At 69.9% G+C, this 17,783-nt stretch carries 17 protein-coding genes; 9 read left to right on the top strand and 8 right to left on the bottom strand.

The genetic code is table 11. From position 1 onward, the window contains the following. Positions 1 to 58 precede the first annotated feature (58 nt). Positions 59 to 580: a DinB family protein gene (locus ACODSY_RS15910; RefSeq protein ID WP_488952745.1), complete on the top strand. Its 522-nt coding sequence runs from the start codon at positions 59 to 61 to the stop codon at positions 578 to 580. A gap of 196 nt (positions 581 to 776) precedes the next feature. After that, positions 777 to 1,700 (top strand): DUF2268 domain-containing putative Zn-dependent protease, encoded by a 924-nt coding sequence (locus ACODSY_RS15905; protein WP_488952744.1) that lies wholly within the window; start codon positions 777 to 779, stop codon positions 1,698 to 1,700. Here ACODSY_RS15905 and ACODSY_RS15900 read toward each other — a convergent pair. Further along, a complete protein-coding gene (locus ACODSY_RS15900) occupies positions 1,697 to 2,563 on the bottom strand; it encodes a lysozyme inhibitor LprI family protein (RefSeq protein ID WP_488952743.1) in 867 nt (288 codons plus the stop codon). The two genes, ACODSY_RS15905 and ACODSY_RS15900, sit on opposite strands and share 4 nt — an antisense overlap. 408 nt (positions 2,564 to 2,971) lie before the next feature. Here ACODSY_RS15900 and ACODSY_RS15895 point away from each other — a divergent pair, with 408 nt between their 5' ends. Continuing rightward, the gene (locus ACODSY_RS15895; RefSeq protein ID WP_488952742.1) at positions 2,972 to 3,592 is read left to right on the top strand and encodes a response regulator; all 621 of its coding nucleotides are present in this window, start codon (positions 2,972 to 2,974) and stop codon (positions 3,590 to 3,592) included. On the opposite strand, the gene ACODSY_RS15890 is transcribed toward ACODSY_RS15895, so the two are convergent. Then, positions 3,585 to 5,336: an ATP-binding response regulator gene (locus tag ACODSY_RS15890; protein ID WP_488952741.1), complete on the bottom strand. Its 1,752-nt coding sequence runs from the start codon at positions 5,334 to 5,336 to the stop codon at positions 3,585 to 3,587. The genes ACODSY_RS15895 and ACODSY_RS15890 overlap by 8 nt on opposite strands. Before the next feature lie 202 nt (positions 5,337 to 5,538). Between ACODSY_RS15890 and ACODSY_RS15885 the strand changes: the two genes are divergently transcribed. The 3 genes from ACODSY_RS15885 to ACODSY_RS15875 are packed head-to-tail and all read left to right on the top strand — an operon-like array spanning position 5,539 to position 7,781. Beyond that, positions 5,539 to 6,195: a PEPxxWA-CTERM sorting domain-containing protein gene (locus tag ACODSY_RS15885; RefSeq protein WP_488952740.1), complete on the top strand. Its 657-nt coding sequence runs from the start codon at positions 5,539 to 5,541 to the stop codon at positions 6,193 to 6,195. A 57-nt stretch (positions 6,196 to 6,252) separates the two neighbouring features. Next, positions 6,253 to 6,621, top strand: a complete 369-nt coding sequence (locus ACODSY_RS15880; RefSeq protein ID WP_488952739.1) for a YccF domain-containing protein — start codon at positions 6,253 to 6,255, stop codon at positions 6,619 to 6,621. A gap of 2 nt (positions 6,622 to 6,623) precedes the next feature. After that, complete coding sequence (locus ACODSY_RS15875; protein ID WP_488952738.1) at positions 6,624 to 7,781, top strand: serine hydrolase domain-containing protein; 1,158 nt, start codon at positions 6,624 to 6,626, stop codon at positions 7,779 to 7,781. Here ACODSY_RS15875 and ACODSY_RS15870 read toward each other — a convergent pair. Beyond that, the gene (locus ACODSY_RS15870; RefSeq protein ID WP_488952737.1) at positions 7,778 to 8,503 is read right to left on the bottom strand and encodes an AcvB/VirJ family lysyl-phosphatidylglycerol hydrolase; all 726 of its coding nucleotides are present in this window, start codon (positions 8,501 to 8,503) and stop codon (positions 7,778 to 7,780) included. The genes ACODSY_RS15875 and ACODSY_RS15870 overlap by 4 nt on opposite strands. Positions 8,504 to 8,783: 280 nt before the next feature. After that, on the bottom strand, positions 8,784 to 9,692 hold the full coding sequence (locus ACODSY_RS15865) for an AraC family transcriptional regulator (protein WP_488952736.1): 909 nt from the start codon (positions 9,690 to 9,692) through the stop codon (positions 8,784 to 8,786). Positions 9,693 to 9,868: 176 nt separating this feature from the next. On the opposite strand from ACODSY_RS15865, the gene ACODSY_RS15860 reads away from it, so the two are divergent. Further along, complete coding sequence (locus tag ACODSY_RS15860) at positions 9,869 to 10,849, top strand: SDR family NAD(P)-dependent oxidoreductase (protein ID WP_488952735.1); 981 nt, start codon at positions 9,869 to 9,871, stop codon at positions 10,847 to 10,849. A 55-nt stretch (positions 10,850 to 10,904) separates the two neighbouring features. Here the strand turns inward: ACODSY_RS15860 and ACODSY_RS15855 are convergent, their stop codons facing one another. The 4 genes from ACODSY_RS15855 to ACODSY_RS15840 all read right to left on the bottom strand — a co-directional run bounded on the left by ACODSY_RS15855 (position 10,905) and on the right by ACODSY_RS15840 (position 15,357). Beyond that, a complete protein-coding gene (locus ACODSY_RS15855; RefSeq protein ID WP_488952734.1) occupies positions 10,905 to 11,330 on the bottom strand; it encodes an SRPBCC family protein in 426 nt (141 codons plus the stop codon). A 277-nt stretch (positions 11,331 to 11,607) separates the two neighbouring features. Continuing rightward, positions 11,608 to 12,558: a zinc metalloprotease HtpX gene (htpX, locus tag ACODSY_RS15850; protein ID WP_488952733.1), complete on the bottom strand. Its 951-nt coding sequence runs from the start codon at positions 12,556 to 12,558 to the stop codon at positions 11,608 to 11,610. Positions 12,559 to 12,597: 39 nt separating this feature from the next. Continuing rightward, positions 12,598 to 13,980 (bottom strand): putative bifunctional diguanylate cyclase/phosphodiesterase, encoded by a 1,383-nt coding sequence (locus ACODSY_RS15845; RefSeq protein WP_488952732.1) that lies wholly within the window; start codon positions 13,978 to 13,980, stop codon positions 12,598 to 12,600. A 123-nt stretch (positions 13,981 to 14,103) separates the two neighbouring features. Next, a complete protein-coding gene (locus ACODSY_RS15840; protein WP_488952731.1) occupies positions 14,104 to 15,357 on the bottom strand; it encodes a dicarboxylate/amino acid:cation symporter in 1,254 nt (417 codons plus the stop codon). A 102-nt stretch (positions 15,358 to 15,459) separates the two neighbouring features. Between ACODSY_RS15840 and ACODSY_RS15835 the strand changes: the two genes are divergently transcribed. Together ACODSY_RS15835 and ACODSY_RS15830 are read left to right on the top strand one after the other, a co-directional pair. Beyond that, positions 15,460 to 16,905 carry an AMP nucleosidase gene (locus ACODSY_RS15835; protein WP_488952730.1) on the top strand — a complete coding sequence of 482 codons (1,446 nt, stop codon included), beginning with the start codon at positions 15,460 to 15,462 and terminating at the stop codon, positions 16,903 to 16,905. 93 nt (positions 16,906 to 16,998) lie between these two features. Continuing rightward, positions 16,999 to 17,772 carry a tyrosine-protein phosphatase gene (locus ACODSY_RS15830; protein ID WP_488952729.1) on the top strand — a complete coding sequence of 258 codons (774 nt, stop codon included), beginning with the start codon at positions 16,999 to 17,001 and terminating at the stop codon, positions 17,770 to 17,772. The last annotated feature ends 11 nt before the right edge of the window (positions 17,773 to 17,783 follow it).

Here is a 17,783-nt window from a genome sequence, read left to right as displayed (position 1 = left end):
CGAGTCCAGAATACGAGTTATCGCTCGTATTCTCCAGGGGAGAACGGAAGGACCCCTCATGACCTGTCAGCCCTATGCCCAGCTCATCGACATCAAGCGGTGGGCCGACCGGGGCCTCTACGAGGCCGTGAGGCAAAACCTCGACCGCCTGAGCGGTGAGGACACGGCCCTCATGCTGCTGGTCCTCGATCACATCCAGGTGGTGGACCGGATCTTCCAGCATCACCTGCAGGGCCGGCCGCACACCTTCCAGGCGGCGCGATCGGAAACGCTCCCCGGCTTCGAGGCCCTGGCGGAAGGCGCACGGGAGATCGACGATTGGTACGCCGACTACACGCGCGGCCTGTCGGCGGACGACGTCGAGCAGCCCGTCGACTTCGTCTTCACCAGCGGCAAGCCCGCCCGCATGCGGCGTGGCGAGATCCTGCTGCACGTCTGCCTGCACGGGACCTACCACCGCGGCAACGCGGGCGCGCTGTTGCAGCTGCGGGGCCTCGCGCCCGGCCGCGACGCGATCACGGACTTCCTGGAGGACGCGGCCTGGGCGCCACCCTACCGGGCCCCCTTCGTCGGCGGGTGAAGTCGGAAAAGGCCCACGCCCTGCCGTGTCCGGTTGACACAGCCCGAGCGGAAGCTACGGCGAGGGTGGTCGCGCCGACAGCATCCGGACGCTCAGGTCGTCTCGGCCGTTCGGCGCGCGGGTGCGGCGCCCGAGATGACGAGCGGGGGCGGCGCTGGCGGCCGGGCAGGTGAGCCCTGGCGAAGGGGGATGACGGATGGGTCGAGCGCCACGCTGGTCGTCGACGGCAGGAGCCTTGCTGGCGGGGATGTTCGCGGCCGCCCCGGCGTGGAGCGCGCCCGCGCCGGTTTTCAAATTCGACGACGTGGAGCGGTTCTTCGCCGTCTATGACGCGGCGGGGGCCGCGCCCAGCGCCGAGACGCTGCAACGGGACTACCTCGACAAGGGCAGCGCGGAGCTGGCCTATTTCGCCAAGGCGCGGCGGGTCGACGGGGCGCGGATGGCGGCGGCCATGACCGCGACGCCGGAGGTCTATCGCAACGCCCGGAGCTGCGCGGCGCGCCTGCCGATGGTGCGCGACCGGGTGGCGGCGGGCATGACGCGGCTGGGCCAGCTCTATCCGCAGGCGAAGTTCCCGCCCGTGGCCGTGCTGATCGGCCGGGCGCGGCCCGTGGCGATCGGCGACGCCACTGGGGTCTATGTCTCGCTGGAGACCCTATGCGCCTGGACGACGCCCGACCCGGACGAGGGGCGGCGCATGGTGCAGGTGATCGCCCACGAATATGTCCATGTGCAGCAGACCTCTACGGGCGAGGACCCGGGCGAAACGGTGCTGAAGGCCTCGCTGGTCGAAGGCGCGGCGGAGTTCCTGGCCGAGCTGATGGTGGGATCGGTCTCATACCGCCACCTGCCGCCCCTGGTCGCCGGACGCGAGCGCGAGTTGGAGCGGGCTTTCCAGGCCGACATGCGCAAGCCCGCCAACGGATCGGCCTGGCTGTACAACGGGATCGGGACGGCGGAACAGCCGGGCGACCTGGGCTACTGGGTCGGCTACCGGATCGTTAAGGCCTATTACCGGAACGCACCGGACGAGCGGGCCGCCATCGCCGAGATCCTGCAGATGACCGACGCCGAGGCGTTCCTGGCGCGCAGCGGCTGGACGCCGGGAATGGGGCTTTAGCGCCGACTGCGGGCGTCCGCGGTCGCGGAGTCGAGCTTGCGGATGCGTTGTTCGTACAGCGCGGCCAGCCTCTCCGGATCTGTCACGGGGCTCCGTTCGTCCCGCCAGGCCAGCTGGCGCTGCCGCAGCACCGTCCTGTCCTCGTGCGCGTCGAGCGCATCCGCGTAGGCGCGCCGCAGGTCCTCCTGCAGCCGCTGTAGCCGGGGATTCGCGCAGATCGTGCGATCGGCCGGGGTGGGCTCGGCGGCGCAGGCGACGCTGGCCGGTGGCTCGGGCTCGGCGGGCGCGGCGGCGTCGGCGGGCGCCGGTTCCGACACCTCGGGCGGCGCCTCGGCGACAGCCGGCTCGGTCGCAGGTGTGGCGGCTTCGGGTGGCGCTTCGGCGGCGGGCGCGGGCGTGGCGGGCGCCGCCGGCAAGGCGGGCGGCGCGGCCACTTCGGCCTGAAGCGTGGCGAGCTCCGCGGGCGGCGGCGGCGGATCCTGGACGCTGCCGGCGTACCAGGCGCCGCCGGCGACGCCTATCACGGCCCCGGCGACGAAGGTGGCGGCCGGCAGTCCCCAACGTCGCCTCGGCGCTGGGCGGCCGGGGCGTCGCTCGAGCGTCAGGTCGCCGGCGGGCCCGGGCGCGGGTTCTTCCTCCCAAACCTCGTCGCGAGGTTCGAGCGGGTCGCCGAAATCGACCGAGATGATGTGCGGCTCCGCGGCCGCCGCGCCCCGCGCGCGCCTCTGACCCTGGGCCTCGCGCCGCCGGGCCATCTCCTCGAGGATCTGATAGGACTGGGCGGCCTGGCCGCGCTCGCGTACGGAGTCCAGAAGCCGCCGGAGCTCGGCTCCGTTGAGGGCGGAAAGGTCAAGCTGAGGCAAGCGTACAACCCCGGGGCGCGTGACGACACTGTCGCCGGCGCCCGTCCTTTCACCTGCCCCGCGACTATCGCCTGCGAGCGTAGGACTTGAACAGCGTCATTTTTGTCGCTGGCCGATCAAATCAGTGCGCGGCGAGCAGCAGCGGCCCTGCGATCGGGATCGCCATGACCAGGGCGAAGCCGAAAGACATGAGGGCGAGGGCGATATTCATGGCGGAGGTTCCTTTCGTCGCCAGCCAAGGTGGGCGTTCGCCGGTTTCGCCGCATCCCCCGATTTCGCAGAACAGTTCTGCCGTTTGGGCAGGAGCGCGCGCTCGCCTTGCAGGGGCATGGGGTGGTTCGCGGCCACGCTGCGGGCCTATACTCGCGGTTGAGCGTTGCTTTGGCGATGGCAGGGTCCGGGGCCGCCATGAAACTGATGATCGTCGACGATCACGCGCTGGTGCGGCAGGGTGTGCTGGCCTTGCTGGAGCGCGAGGCGCCCGACGCCGAGCTGCTGCAGGCCTGCGACAGCGCCGAGGGATTGCGGATGGCCGCGCGGCGGCCCGACCTAGACGCGGTGTTCCTGGATCTTTCGATGCCGGGCATGGACGGCATGGACGCGCTGCGCGAATTCGGCCGCCTGCGACCGGCGTTGCCGGTGATCGTGCTCACCGCCGCCGACGACCCGGCCGTGGCGCGGCAGGCCTTCGCCGCAGGGGCCCTGGGCTATGTGCCGAAATCCGCCTCGGCCGATACGCTCTTGATGGCCCTGTCGCGGGTGATGCGGGGCGAGCGGTTCGTGCCATCGCTGGTGCAGCGTCCGCCCCACCTCGCGGTCGCCGAGCCCGCCACGTTCAGCGACCTCACGGAACGCCAGTCCGAAGTGCTGCGCCACTTGGGCGAAGGCCTGTCCAACAAGGCGATCGCCCATCGGATGGGCATCACCGAGAAGACCATCAAGGCCCACATGACCGGCGTGCTGCGTGCGCTGTCGGCCAGCGACCGCGAGCAGGCGGTCCAGTCGGCCCGGGCCGCCGGGATCATCTGACGGCTGCAGCTCGCCGAGACGCGCCGCGGGCGATCAGGTTGCCGAGGGCCGCCCGAAGTTTGCCGGGGCTCACCGGCTTGTGCAGCAGGACGAAGCCGGTGGCGTGGGCGGCGCGCAGCCGATCGGGCGCCGTGTCGCCCGTGATGATCAGCACAGGAAGATCCGGTGTGGAGGCGGCGCGCACCTGGGCGATGACCGCGGGCGCCGCCTCGCCGCTGCGCAGTCTCCAGTCGCAGATCAGCAGGTCGGGTCGCCCGGCAGACCCAGCGCGCGCGAGCAGCTCTTCGGCCGATCCCGCGGCGACGACCGCATAGCCCCAGGCGCCCAGGAGCTGGGCCATGCTCTCCTGCACGAGCCGCTCGTCGTCGACGATGTAGACGAGGCCTTCCAGCGCCGGGGGGACGCTGTCCTCGGGAGCGCGCGCCGCGGCGGACGGGGCCGAAAGGGGCAGGCTGACGCTGAATACCGAGCCGTGGCCGGGCTCGGAACGCAGCGCCACCGGGTGCTCCAGCAGCGCCGACAGCCGCCGGGTGATGGCGAGCCCCAGGCCCAGCCCCTTGGCGCGGTCGCGCCCGGGATTGTCGAGCTGGTAGTACTCCTCGAAGATCCGCTCGCGGTGGGCCGGCGCGATGCCCGGGCCGGTGTCCCACACCTCAACAGAGAGCCGCCGGCCGCGGCGGCGGCAGCCGACCAGGATGCGGCCGCGCACGGTGTGGCGCACGGCGTTGGCGATCAGGTTGCGCAGCATCCGTTCCAGCAGCACGGGATCGGTCTCGACGACCGCGCCGCACGGGACCTGGCGCAGGACCACGCGCCGGCCGGCGAGCCCGGCAGCCTGTTCGCGGCAGAGCCGAGCAAGCAGCGGGGCGATGGCGAAGGCCTCGCGCTCAGGCGCGATGACCCCGGCGTCGAGCTGGGAGATGTCGAGCAGGCTCTCGAACAGGTCGCCCATGGCGGTCACGGTCTCGGCCACCTGGCCGGTGAGCCGCTGGCCCTGGGCGGCCATGGGGACGCGAGCCAGGGCGGCCACGAACATGCCCAGCGCATGCATGGGCTGGCGCAGGTCGTGGCTGGCGGCCGCCAGGAAGCGGGTCTTGGCCAGGTTGGCGCGCTCGGCCAGCTCCTTCTGCTCGGCCAGCCGTTCGGCCAGGTCGAGGTTCTCGAAGCGCAGTCGCACCGCCTCGGCGAAGGCGCGGCTTTGGCGGTGGCTGAGCCAGGCGATGGCGCAGGTGAGGATCGCGCCCAGGATGGCCACGCCCCAGTAGCGCGGGTCGGGCACGAAGGCGGCCCAGGCGATGTAGGGGACCATCGCGGGGAACATCATGGCGTAGTAGACGCGGACGTAGCTGCCCCATGAGGCCACCGACGCGCAGACGGCGCCGCCGCCGATCATGCAGATCCAGACCTGCTGGTCGGCCTGGCCCGGACCCGCCAGCCAGAGCGTGGCCGCCGCCCAGCGCAGGCCGTCGGCGCCGCAGGCCAGTTGCAGCCGCCGCTCCCAGCGCCGCCAGTCCGCCTCGACGTCGGGACCCCGCCGCCGCCACGCCCACAGCCCCATCTGGCCCGCGAAGATCGCCAGGCCGAGCACGAACCAAGCCTGGACCTGCGGGAGGCGGTCGGGCGCCATGTAGAGCATGCCGCCGCAGGCCACGATGACGGCGAAGAGCATCACGAGGCCGCCCGCCGGGATGTTCCGGTAGAGGGCCCGGATCAGTTCCGCCTGCTCACGATCGCTCGACGCCATGCGTTCCCCGCCGGGCTGCCTGCGGTCAATCTTCCAGAGAATGTTTCATCGTCCAAGACGGAAACGTGACGAGATCTGATCCATTGGGTCCTAAGACCAGTCTCGAGACCATGGTCCAATTTCTAACAATGCCGGCGGATGCTACCGAATTCTTCCGGCGACTTCTCGTCGCGCTTACACCTATTGCATAGGGGAGCTTAGAATGCGGAAACTACTGACGGCGATCGTGGCGCTTGCCGCCCTCCCGGCGGCGGCTCAGGCCGCCAACCTGCTCCAGAACGGAAGCTTCGAGGATTCGACCAGCCCGTTCACCACCCCGCCCGGCTGGTTCAACATCGGCCACACCGAAGGCGTGCTGTCGTACGCGACGCTGGGCCTGCCGGCCTTCGACGGCGACTACGTCTATGTGACCGGCGGGCAGTCCAGCAACGGCTTCCTCTTCCCGGGCGAAGGCATCGGCCAGACGGTGGGCACCACGGCGGGCGACATCTACCAGCTGTCGTTTGGCTACACGGGCGAGAACTGCCCCGGCTGCAGCACGGTGTTCACGGTCAACCTCGGCGCCTTCAGCCAGGACTTCACCATCGTGGCCGACGACTCGGGGTTCTTCCGTAAGGCCTTCACGGTCGCGACGCTGGACCCGTACGTCGCCACCGGCGCGTCGACGACGCTGAGCTTCGTGCTGAAGTCGACCACCAACATCGGCAACAACGATCCGATCTTCGATCGCGTGATCCTCGAACGGATCGGCACGACCGGCTGCGTCCCGGAGCCCGCGACCTGGGCCCTGACGCTCCTGGGCTTCGGCAGCGCGGGCGCGATGCTGCGACGGCGTCGGGACGCGATGCTGGCCGCGTAGAGGTGGCCGGGACCCGCGGGCCTGCTAGAAGGAGCAGGTCACCCGCGGAGCCTGCCGATGCGTCTGTTGATGAACGTCCTCTGGTTCGTCCTGGGAGGGTGGATTTCGGGGACCCTGTGGCTGCTGGCCGGCGTGATCCTGGCGATCACCATCGTGGGTCTGCCCTGGACGCCGGCGGCGTTCCGGATCGCGGGCTTTAGCTACTGGCCGTTCGGCAAGGTGGTGACCGATCGCGATCCGGGCGCCGTCAGCCTGCTGCTGAACATCCTATGGCTGGTGCTGGCCGGTTGGTGGCTGGCGCTGCACCACATCCTGCTGGCGGCGGCGCTGGCGGTGACCATCATCGGCATCCCCTTCGCGTGGCAGCATGTGAAGCTGGCCATGCTGTCGCTGACGCCCGTCGGCAAAGGCGTGGCCGAGGTCTGAACGTGCCGGACCTCGACGTCGCCTCGCCAAAGGCCGACCGCTCGAACTGGCGGACCGCGCCGTTCAGCCGTTGGGCCTTCAAGCATGTGCCGGAACTGATCCCGACGGCGATCGTGGCCCATGCTCCAGAGACCGTGCGGGACCTGCCGTCGACGCCGCGCAGCCTGGAGGCCTTCTCGCTGCCCGTGGGCGGCGGGCGGACACTGACGCTGGACGAGGCGCTGGCGGCGACCACGACCGACGGGCTGGTCGTGCTGCTGGACGGCCGGATCGTCCACGAAAGCTATGCGAACGGCATGACGGCAGAGACGCCGCACATTCTGATGTCGGCGACCAAGTCTATCACGGGGCTGGCGGCGGGCGTGCTGGCGGGGCGTGGCGAACTGGAGGTCGACGCGCCGGTCAGTCTCTATGTGCCGGAGACGGCGGGCACAGCCTACGAGGACGCCACCCTGCGCCAGCTCCTGGACATGCGGGCCGGCGTCCGGCTCGACGTGGCGCAGCAGCACGCCTACGCGGCGGCCACCAACTGGGAGACGCCGAGCGGCCAGCCGGCCGACCTGCACGAGTTCTATGCGACCCTGGCCGCCAGGCATGAGCCGCACGGCGGGCCATTCGCCTATGTCTCGGCCAACACGGACCTGCTGGGCTGGGCGATCGAGCGGGCCAGTGGGCGCCCCTTCGCCAACCTGGCGAGCGAATACCTCTGGCGGCCGGCAGGGGCGGCGCAGGACGCCTATGTCACCGTCGACGACATGGGCGCGCCGCGGTGCACGGGCGGATTCGGGGCCACGGTGCGCGACTTCGCGCGCCTGGGGCTCCTGGTGGCCGACGACGGCCGGCGCGACGGCGTCCAGGCGCTGCCCGCGGCCTGGATCGCCGACATGGCGGAGGGCGGCGACCGCGAGGCGTGGACCAGCGGCGAGTTCGCCGCCGGCTTCCGCGGCATGACCATGCGCTACCGCAGCGGCTGGTACGTGATCGACGACGCGCCCCAGACGCTGTTCGCCATGGGGATCCACGGCCAGAACCTGTTCGTGGACCGCGCCAACCGGCTGGTGGCGGCCAAGGTGTCGTCCTGGGCGCAGCCGGTGGATTTCCGCGCCATCGCCCTGACGCATCGGATCTACGACGAGATCCGCCGGGTCGTGCTGGGTTAACCCGGAATCGCGTCCAGGACGGCGCGGGTGAGGCGGTCGTAGTCGCCGTCGAAGTGATGGCCGCCGGGCAGCTCGACCCGCCGGATCAGGCCGGACGGCAGCGTCGGGCAGATGGCGTGGGCCTCGCGATCGCCATAGATGCAGACCATCGGTTCGCCCTTCAGCGCGGCCACCGCCGGCCTGGTGGCGAAGGCGTCGGTCGTGGGGCGGTTGAACCAGCTGTGCGGGGTGAAACGCAGGTCGCCCGTCGGGCCAAGCCCCACCAGCGCCACCAGCCGGACCCGCTGGCGCAGGTCGGCCGGCAGGCGCGGTAGGATGGCCGGCAGGGCGTTGGCCCCGAACGAGAAGCCCACCAGCACGACGCGCCGCTTGCCCCACGCCGCCATCTGGCGTCGCAGCGCCACGGCCAGGTCGGCGGCGGCGCCGTCGGCGGTGCGGGCGGTCGCGAAGTAGCGCAGAGAGTTGTAGCCCACCACCGGCAGGCCGGCCTTGGCGAGACCGTCGGCCAGGCCCTTGTCCAACGCCGCCCAGCCGCCGTCGCCGGAATAGAGGACCGCGAGCGTATCGCCCTCGGCGTCGGCCGGCGCGACGGCGGCCGGCTGGCCATCGCCCTCCAGCGGCCGCCACGGCCCGGGCCAACCCTGCGCCGCCACGCCCAGCACGAGGGCGAGCGAGGCGGCCAGGGCGAGGCCGAGGCGACCCGGTGCGATCGAAGGGCTCATGATGGTCTGGATGGCAGGCCCACCCTACCGCCGGCTGGCGACAGGCTTACACCTTTGTGAGGCGTGCTGGCCCGACCAGCGCGCCAGGAACCATAGCTCGCCCGCTGGGGTTGAGGCTGATGAAACCTGACGCCGATCCGGAGCCCGCCATGCCGCCTGCCGCCGCGCCCGATCGCGCCGACGACGAGGACTTCGCATTCCTGACGCTCGTCACCAAGGTTGGCGTGGAGGCCGCGAGCTTCCTGGCCGAGCCCGTCGAGTACCGACTGGCGTCCGAGCGTTACGCTGCCGCGTCGGCCAACACCGAAGCGTCGCCGCGCAGGCGCAGGGCGTCGCGGGCGGGCGGGGCGCCGAACGCGCGAGCGTATTCCCGGCTGAATTGCGAGGCGCTCTCGTAGCCCACCGCGTAGCCCGCGCGGCTGACGTCGGTGTGGGTGATCAGCAGACGGCGCGCCTGTTGCAGGCGCAGGCTCTTCTGGAACTGGAGCGGGCTCATGGCGGTCGCGGCCTTGAAGTGCCGGTGGAACGAGGCCGTGCTCATCCCGGCCAGTTCGGCGAGGTCCTCAATGCGCAGCGGCCGGTCGAAGTGCTCCCGGATCCAGCCGATGGCGCGACGGACGCGGGACAGGCGACTGTCGGCCCGGGCCACCTGGCGCAGCACGCAGCCCTGGGGGCCTTGCAGCAGGCGGTAGAGGATCTCGCGCTCGAGCAGCGGCGCGAGCACCGCCACGTCATGTGGCGCGTCGAGCAAGGCGAGCAGGCGTCGGCAGGGCTCGACCAACTCGCGAGTGAGCGGGCTGACGGCGAATCCCGCGGCCGGCGGCGTTTCGGACGGGGCGGCCAGCGGCGGCGCATCCATGATCAGGGCCGCCAGGCTGTCGCGCGAAAGGCGGAGCGACATCGCCACATAGGGCCGGGCGGGGCTGGCCTCCACGATGCGGCCGGAAACCGGCACTTCAAGCGAGGCGATGAAGTAGCCGGCGGGGTCGTATTGCAGGACCTGGTCGCCGATCAGGACCTCCTTGGCGCCCTGCAGGACGAGGCACAGCATCGGTTCGTAGACCCCGGGCGTCAGGCCGGTGGGCTCGGAGGCGCTATAGACCATCAATCCCGGGACGCAGGTCTCCATGCGTTGCGGGTTGGCGTGGCGCGTGGCGCACGCGAGCATGTCTTGGAGGAGCTCTTTCACCCCTGGATGATCGGATCGAGGCAGGCCTTGCGCAAGCACGCCGCGTGCGATGGGCCCGCGGCTGAGAGGATCGGGCAAGCCTTCGAGGGGATCGGGCGCGCGAAACGGCGGGGCGCATCCCCAGATCTGGAGCCGAGGGGACGTGGGGTCCCCGGCATGATCTGAAGGAGGATCACATGGTCACGACAGTTGCGACCAAGATCTTTGGAGAAACATCCACCACCGACGAGGTGCTGGACGGTGTCGACCTGCGCGGGAAGCGCATCCTGGTGACCGGGGTGTCGGCCGGCCTGGGGGTCGAGACGGCGCGGGCCCTGGCCGCCCACGGCGCCCACGTGGTGGGTGCGGCCCGCGATCTGAAGAAGGCGCTGGCCGCCACCGAAGTGGTGCGCGCCGGGGCGAGGGACGGGGGCAAGCTGGAGCTGGTCCAGCTGGACCTCGCCTCGCTGGCCAGCGTGCGTGACGCCGCCGACGAACTGGTGGCCGACGGGCTGCCGTTCGACGTCATCATCGCCAATGCGGGCGTTATGGCGACGCCGTTCGGCAAGACGGCCGATGGCTTCGAGACCCAGTTCGGCACCAACCACCTGGGCCATTTCGTGTTCGTGAACCGCATCGCCTCGCTTCTTAAGCCGGGCGGCCGGTTCGTGAGCCTGGCCTCGGCCGGCCACCGCTTCTCGGACGTGAACCTGGACGACCCGAACTTCGACGAGGGCGGCTACACCCCGTTCGGCGCCTATGGCCGTTCGAAGACCGCCAATGTGCTGTTCGCGGTGGAATTCGACCGGCGCCACAAGGCCCGCGGCGTGCGCGCCGCGGCGGTGCACCCTGGCGGCATTCAGACGGAGCTTGGCCGGCACATGACCCAGGAGGCCATGGATGCGCTGCTGGAAGAGATCCGGGTCGCGAACGCGGCTGCGGGCGCTCCCGCCGACTTCCAGTGGAAGACCATTCCTCAGGGCGCGGCAACCTCGGTCTGGGCCGGCGTCGTGGCGTCGGGCGACGAGGTCGGCGGCCGCTATTGCGAGGACTGCCACGTCGCGGAAGTGGTCGAGGGCGAGGGCATTCGCGGCGGCGTCCGGCCCTACGCGATCGACCCGGAGAACGCCGAGGCCCTCTGGGCCAAGAGCGAAGAGATGGTCGGCGAGCGGTTCTAGCCCTCGCTAAGCCGGACGAGGGGTCGCTCGGCGCACCGGCGACCCCATCTTCGTGTCAGCGGAGGCCGTGAATCTGGGCGGATTCCTCCGCGAGGCTCTTGATCTCCTTGATGGCCTCCTCGGCCGCCTTGAGGTCGTGCTCGTCGAGTTCGTCGGCGCTGACGTTCAGCCAGGTGCGGTCCTCCTTCGCCACGATCTCGAACGTATCGGGGAAGGCGCGGGCATCGTCGTCGTACTCAATCTTGAGCAGCCGCTCGTGCTCGATAGCGGCGATGGCGCCCACCGCCTGGGTGGAGCCGTCGGGCGCCTTCCAGGTGACCGGCTCGCCCTGTCGCCACGAGGTTCGTATCGAGATCCCGTCGAGATAAGAGGCCGCCCATTCGCGGATCAGTTCGGGATTTGTGAGCACTCTCCAGACCTCGGTCGGCGGTGCGTCGATTTCGAGGGACCGCTTCAGCGTCGGCATGTGTCGCTTGGCCATGGCAATGGGGAAAACCTCTCAGGTAACGCCGATGTTCCCCGCGGCCAGGCGTGTGCTGCGCCCGAACGCGAAGGTTGAGTCGTCCCGTTGTCGCGGCTGAAGAAGTCCCCGTTTCGACGCGCCCCAACTCAACTCACAAGGATGTCGAGCCCGAAAAAGGCGGGAATGCGGCAAAGATTGCAGCTGCGACAGATCGTCCGCGCGCGGCAAGCCGGGCCGCGGTGAAGCGGCCAGCAAGCCACCGCCCGTGCCGCTCGAAGCGGCGCCGGCAGGGGGCCTAGGACCAGGGCCCCATGCGCCGCGCGGGAGTGACCGGTACGGCGGTAGCGCCGACGCCGACGGCGGGCCGCTCCTGGACGCGCGCGCGAACGCGGCCGGTCATGGAGAGCAACGCCTCGACCCGGTTGTGCGTGGCCGGGTGGGTGGAGAACAGGCTGTCGCCCTTGCCGCCCGCCAACGGGTTGATGATGAACATATGGGCCGTGGCCGGATTGCGCTCGGCGTCCGGGTTGAAGTAGCCGCCTCTGGCGTAGGCCTCGATCTTCTGCAATGCCGAGGCCAGCGCCTCGGGATCGCCCGAAATCTCGGCGCCGGCGCGGTCGGCCTCGTACTCGCGGCCGCGGCTGATCGCCATCTGCACCAGACCCGCGGCGATGGGCCCGATGACCGCGATGACGATCGCGCCGATCAGTCCTGTGGGCCGGCCCTCTTCGTCACGCCCGCCGAAGAAGAACGCGAAGTTCGCCAGCGCGCCGATCGCGCCGGCGATGGTGGCGGTCACGGTCATGGTGAGCGTGTCGCGGTGCTTCACGTGCGCCAGTTCGTGGGCCATCACGCCGCGGATTTCGCGGCGATCCAACATGGTCAGCAGGCCGCGCGTGGCGGCGACGGCGGCGTGGTTCGGATCGCGGCCGGTGGCGAAGGCGTTCGGCTGGTCCTGGTCGATCACATAGACCTTGGGCGCGGGCATGTTGGCCCGGGCCGCCAGCTCCAGTACGTCGGCCACGTAGTTGCGGATCAGCGGCTCGGGGTGCGCGGCGTCGACGGGCGTGGCCCGGTACATGGACAGCACGATCTTGTCGGCGTTCCAGTAGCTGATCAGGTTCATCGCGCCTGCGAACAGCAGGGCGATCAGCATGCCGGCGGGCCCGCCGATCATGTAGCCCGCGCCCACGAAAAGCGCGGTCAGAGCGGCCAGCAGCGTGAAGGTGCGAAGGTGGTTGCGCATGGTCCCCCACATATGGGGATTTCATACGCGTATGGAAGATCAGGACGCGACGGCGAACCGCGGAGTTGGCATGTTTTCGGCGCGGAGCAGGGTCTCGACCTGATCGGCCGGCATCGGGCGCGCGAAGAAGTAGCCCTGCATGCGTTCGCAGCCGGCCGAACGCAGGAACAGGGCCTGGCCCTCGTCCTCGACGCCCTCGGCCACGATGCGAACGCCCAGCGAGCGGGCGGCGTGCAGCATGGAAGCCACCAATTTCGACACCCGGGCGTCGCGGCCCACGTCGTCGATCAGCGAGCGGTCCAGCTTCACAGTCTGGATCGGCAGGTGCATCAGGGCGCGCAGGTTGGAATAGCCGGTGCCGAAATCGTCCAGGGCCACGTTCACGCCCTTGGCCGCCAGCCGCTCGATGTGGCGGCGCGACAGGGCCAGGTCCTGCAGCAGGAAGGTCTCGGTGATCTCGACGGTCAGGGCCGTTGCGGGCAGATCGGTTTTGCCCAGCCGGCCGATCAGCTTCCGCGAGAAACCGGGGTCCAGTAGGTCGCGCGGAGACACATTGCAGGACACGGACTCGATCAGGCCGTCCGCGACCCAGGGCGCGGCGCGGGCGCAGGCGGCCTCGAACACCGCCTCGTCGACCGCGCGGATCAGGCCCAGCTCTTCGGCCATCGGCACGAAGGCGGCGGGGGCCAGCAGGCCCTTTTCGGGATGGCGCCAGCGGGCCAGCACCTCGACGCCGACCATCCGGCCGGTCATCGAGTCGATGATCGGCTGGAACCAGGGCTCGATCTCGCCCGCGGGGATGGCGCGGCGCAACTCGGTCTCGAGCGTACGGCGGCGCTCGCTCTCCTCGCGCAGGTCGGCGTCGAAGCGCGACCAGCGGCGCCCGCCGCCGGACTTGGCGCGATAGAGGGCCATGTCGGCGAAATGCTGCAGGTCGGCGGCGTCGTTCGCGTCGTGCGGAAAGAGCGCAACACCGACCGATCCGCCGGGCGAGACCGCGCGGCCGTAGATCAGTTGCTGCTGCCCCAGCGCGGCCAGCAGCCGCTCGGCGCGTCCCGGCACGTCGGGATCGTTGGTGATCAGGGCGAATTCGTCGCCGCCCAGGCGGGCGATCAGCTCGTCGGGGCCCGCGTCCTCGAGCAGGCGACGACCCAGCTCGGCCAGCAGCAGGTCCCCTGCGTGGTGCCCGAGGCTGTCGTTCAGGTGCTTGAAGCGGTCCAGGTCGATAACGAAGAGGCCGACCGAGGTCCCAGCCGCGCGCGCCGCGTCCAGCCGCTCGCAGAGCCCGGAGGTGAAGGCGCCGCGGTTGACCAGCCCGGTCAGGGAATCGGTCTGCGCCAGCCGAAGGGTCATTTCCCGTTCGGCTTCGAGCTCGGCCACCCGGGCGGCGAGTTCGGAAAGGCTCTTCGACAGTTGCGGCACGGCGGTCTGCGTGGATCCTGCTTGAGATCACACCATTCCCGATACGAGGCGAACGCCGCGTTAAAGCATAGGGTTACCGGACGTTAGGACGCACGCCGCACGCCTGTGTCGGCCAGAGCCGGCTCAGGCCTTGGCGGCGGCCGGCTCCGCGGCGGGCTCCTCGATCTGGTTCTCCCACTTGGCGACCACCGCGGCGGCCACCGAGTTGCCGACCACGTTTGTGGCCGAGCGGCCCATGTCGAGCAGATGGTCAACCGCCAGGATGAGCAGCAGGCCGGCCTCGGGCAGATCGAAGAAGGTGAGCGTGGCGGCGATGACCACCAGCGAGGCGCGGGGCACGCCGGCCATGCCCTTGGACGTCACCATCAGCAGGGCGAGCATGGTGATCTGCTGGGCGATGGACAGATCGACTCCGTACACCTGCGCGATGAACAGCGTCGCGAAGGTGCAGTACATCATCGAGCCGTCGAGGTTGAACGAATAGCCGAGCGGCAGGACGAAGCTCGCCACCTTGCGCGAGACGCCCCACTTCTGCAGCTCTTCCAGGGTGCGGGGGTAGGCCGCCTCGGAGGACGCAGTGGAGAAGGCCAGGAGGACCGGGCTGCGCAGGGCGGCGACCAGCTTCAGCGCGCGGCGTCCGACGATCAGGACGGCGACGGCGATCAGCAGGCCCCACAGGATGCCGAGCGAAAGGTAGAAGCCGCCGACGAATTTGGCGTAGGTGGCCAGCACCTCGAGCCCCTGGGTGGCGACGCTGGCCGCGAGCGCCGCGAAGATCGCCAGCGGGGCGGTCTTCATCACGTAGCCCGTGACCTTCAGCATGATGCTGGCGCCCTGTTCGACCAGGTTCAGGACGGCGGGCGCCTTGTCGTCGATGGCCGAGACGGCCGTGCCGACCAGGACCGAGAACACCACGATCTGCAGGATCTCGTTCTTGGCCATGGCGTCGATGATCGACGTCGGCACCAGGTGGGTGACGAAGTCCCGAAGGGTGAACTTGGCGGTCTCGATGCCCGAGGAGGCGTCGACCGGCGGGGCGACCAGGGACAGGCCGGAGCCCGGCTGGATCAGGTGGACCATCAGCAGGCCGATGGTGAGCGAGGTGATCGACGCCAGGATGAACCAGCCGATCGTCTTGACGCCGACCCGGCCCACTTCGGACGCGTCGCCCATGTGCGCGATGCCGGCCACCAGGGTGGTGAACACCAGGGGCGCGATGATCATCTTGATCAGCCGCAGGAACAGGTCGGTGACGATCGAGAGGTTGGCCGCGACCTCCTTCGCGCTCTCCGCCGGGAGGGACTGGTTCAGCACGTACCCGACGAGGACGCCAAGCAACATGGCGCCCACGACAAAGGCGGTGAAGAGACGGTTCATGCGACCCCCGGTCCAAACGAGGGGCCTTTTTCGCTGGGAAGCGTCCATCCGTCCAGCGGATGAGATTCGCAACCGTCACCGACCGGCGCTATAAGCCGCGCGATGAAGAAGCAAGAAGCAGCCGGCATCGTCGATCGGCTAGAGACGGAATATCGCCAAAGCGTCGAGTCTCTCCGCAAGGCCCTCAAGTCCTTCCTGTCCGGCGGACCGCCGCCCGACCCCGCCGCGCGGCGGGGCGGCGCCTATGTCTATCCGGAACTGCGGCTGACCTGGCCCGAGGGCCTGCCCTATCCGCGCACCAGCCGGGCGTTCGCCCGCATCCCTGCGCCCGGCCGTTACGCGATCACCGTGACGCGGCCCGAGCTGTATCGCGACTATCTGGTCGAACAGCTCAGCCTTCTGCAGGAGGACTTCGAGGTCACGCTGGAGGTGGGACGGTCGAACCAAGAGATCCCGTTCCCCTACGTGCTCGACCCCGCAGACATGGCCATGGCCGACGTGAGCTCGGTCGAGATCGCCCGGCACTTCCCGACCACCGAGCTGGCCCATATCGGCGACGAGGTGGCCGACGGCGCCTGGATCGCCCATGCGGACGACGCCCGGCCCCTGGCGCTGTTCGACGGCCTGCGCACCGACTTCTCGTTGGCGCGCCTGGCCCACTACACGGGCGCCCCGGCCGAGCACACGCAGCAGTACATCCTTTTCACCAACTACCATCGCTACGTGGACGAGTTCGTGGCCTGGGGCTGCAAGCAGCTGCAGGCAGGCGGGCCCTACACTGCGTTGTCGGCGGCAGGCCACGTCCTCGTGACGGCCGACACCCCGAACCCCGAAGCCGCGGTCGCCGCCGGGACCTGGCGCAAGCACCAGATGCCGGCCTATCACCTGATGGCGCCAGGCCGGGCGGGGATCACCCTGGTGAACATCGGCGTCGGCCCGTCGAACGCCAAGACCGTCTGCGACCACCTGGCCGTCCTGCGGCCCCAGGCCTGGCTGATGATCGGACACTGCGGCGGCCTGCGCGGCAGCCAGAAGATCGGCGACTACGTCCTGGCCCACGCCTACCTTCGCGACGACCACGTGCTGGACAAGGTGCTGCCGCCCGAGATCCCGATCCCGCCGCTGGCCGAGGTGCAGCTGGCCCTGAACGGGGCGGCGGAGCAGGTGACGGGCGAGACCGGCGACATCCTGAAGCGGCGCCTGCGGACCGGCACGGTGGTGTCCACCGACGACCGGAACTGGGAGCTGAAATATTCGTCCAGCGCCCTGCGCTTCAACCAGAGCCGCGCGGTCGCCATCGACATGGAGAGCGCCACGATCGCCGCCCAGGGCTATCGGTTCCGGGTGCCCTACGGGACGCTGCTATGCGTGTCGGACAAGCCACTGCACGGCGAGATCAAGCTGCCGGGCCAGGCCAACGCCTTCTATGATCGCGCCATCGGCCAGCACCTGCAGATCGGTCTCGCGGCCATCGACCTGCTGAAGCAGGAAGGCAATCGGCTGCATTCGCGCAAACTGCGCAGCTTCGACGAGCCGCCGTTCCGGTGAGCGCGAGTTTCCTCCCGAGAAGGGGAAGGAGCGCGTCTCACCTGACGTCACCCCGCCTCGAAAAGTTCTCGGAAGGCGACTAGAAGACGCGGCATGCGCCACATCCCCTTTGAAGCCATCGAGAACTTCCGCGACTTCGGCGACTATGCCGCGGGGCAAAGGCGCCTGAAGCGCGGGCTGCTCTATCGCTCGGCCGGACAGTCGCGGGCGACGGATGCCGACCTTGAGAAGATGGCCGCCCTGGGGCTGGCGGTGATCGTGGACCTGCGCCGTTCGAACGAGCGTGAGAAGGAGCCGTCGCGCCGCTGGAACGGCTTCGCCGCCCAGGTGATCGAGAACGACATCGGCCAGGACACCGCCGACGAGTGGTCGACCTTCATCAGGACGTCGGACCTGAGCGTCGCCTCGTTCCGAGACTACATGCTGGACTACTATCGCCATGCGCCGTTCCAGCGCCGGCACATCGACCTCTATCAGCGGTACTTCCGCGCGCTCGCCGAGAGCGACGGGCCCATCCTGGTCCACTGCGCGGCGGGCAAGGACCGCACCGGCATCATCTGCGCCCTGACCCACCACATGGCCGGCGTCCACGACGACGACATCCGCGAGGACTACCTGCTGACCAACAACCATGAGCGGATGGTCGCGCGGCTGCCCATGATGCGAGAGCACGTGGCCGAGGTGACCGGCGGCCGCATGCCCAGCGACGAGGCGCTGATCACCGCCATGCGGGTCGAGGCCGAGTATCTGGACATGGCGTTCAAGGTGATGACCGAGGCGCACGGGTCGCTGGACGGCTATCTCGACGAGGCCCTGGGCCTGAACACCGATCTTCGCGGCCGCATTCACGACCGCCTGCTGGCCTAACGGGCTGCTGG

The organism is Phenylobacterium sp. FG114 (assembly GCF_057809855.1).
This window is presented reverse-complemented; position numbering and strand designations above follow the sequence as displayed.

Excerpts from the sequence above, each read along its gene's own strand:
- ACODSY_RS15910 (WP_488952745.1), top strand. The coding sequence starts at position 59 with ATGACCTGTCAGCCCTATGCCCAGCTCATCGACATCAAGCGGTGGGCC.
- ACODSY_RS15905 (WP_488952744.1), top strand. The coding sequence starts at position 777 with ATGGGTCGAGCGCCACGCTGGTCGTCGACGGCAGGAGCCTTGCTGGCG.
- ACODSY_RS15895 (WP_488952742.1), top strand. The coding sequence starts at position 2,972 with ATGAAACTGATGATCGTCGACGATCACGCGCTGGTGCGGCAGGGTGTG.
- ACODSY_RS15890 (WP_488952741.1), bottom strand. The coding sequence starts at position 5,336 with ATGGCGTCGAGCGATCGTGAGCAGGCGGAACTGATCCGGGCCCTCTAC.
- ACODSY_RS15885 (WP_488952740.1), top strand. The coding sequence starts at position 5,539 with ATGCGGAAACTACTGACGGCGATCGTGGCGCTTGCCGCCCTCCCGGCG.
- ACODSY_RS15880 (WP_488952739.1), top strand. The coding sequence starts at position 6,253 with ATGCGTCTGTTGATGAACGTCCTCTGGTTCGTCCTGGGAGGGTGGATT.
- ACODSY_RS15870 (WP_488952737.1), bottom strand. The coding sequence starts at position 8,503 with ATGAGCCCTTCGATCGCACCGGGTCGCCTCGGCCTCGCCCTGGCCGCC.
- ACODSY_RS15860 (WP_488952735.1), top strand. The coding sequence starts at position 9,869 with ATGGTCACGACAGTTGCGACCAAGATCTTTGGAGAAACATCCACCACC.
- ACODSY_RS15855 (WP_488952734.1), bottom strand. The coding sequence starts at position 11,330 with ATGGCCAAGCGACACATGCCGACGCTGAAGCGGTCCCTCGAAATCGAC.
- htpX (WP_488952733.1), bottom strand. The coding sequence starts at position 12,558 with ATGCGCAACCACCTTCGCACCTTCACGCTGCTGGCCGCTCTGACCGCG.
- ACODSY_RS15840 (WP_488952731.1), bottom strand. The coding sequence starts at position 15,357 with ATGAACCGTCTCTTCACCGCCTTTGTCGTGGGCGCCATGTTGCTTGGC.
- ACODSY_RS15835 (WP_488952730.1), top strand. The coding sequence starts at position 15,460 with ATGAAGAAGCAAGAAGCAGCCGGCATCGTCGATCGGCTAGAGACGGAA.
- ACODSY_RS15830 (WP_488952729.1), top strand. The coding sequence starts at position 16,999 with ATGCGCCACATCCCCTTTGAAGCCATCGAGAACTTCCGCGACTTCGGC.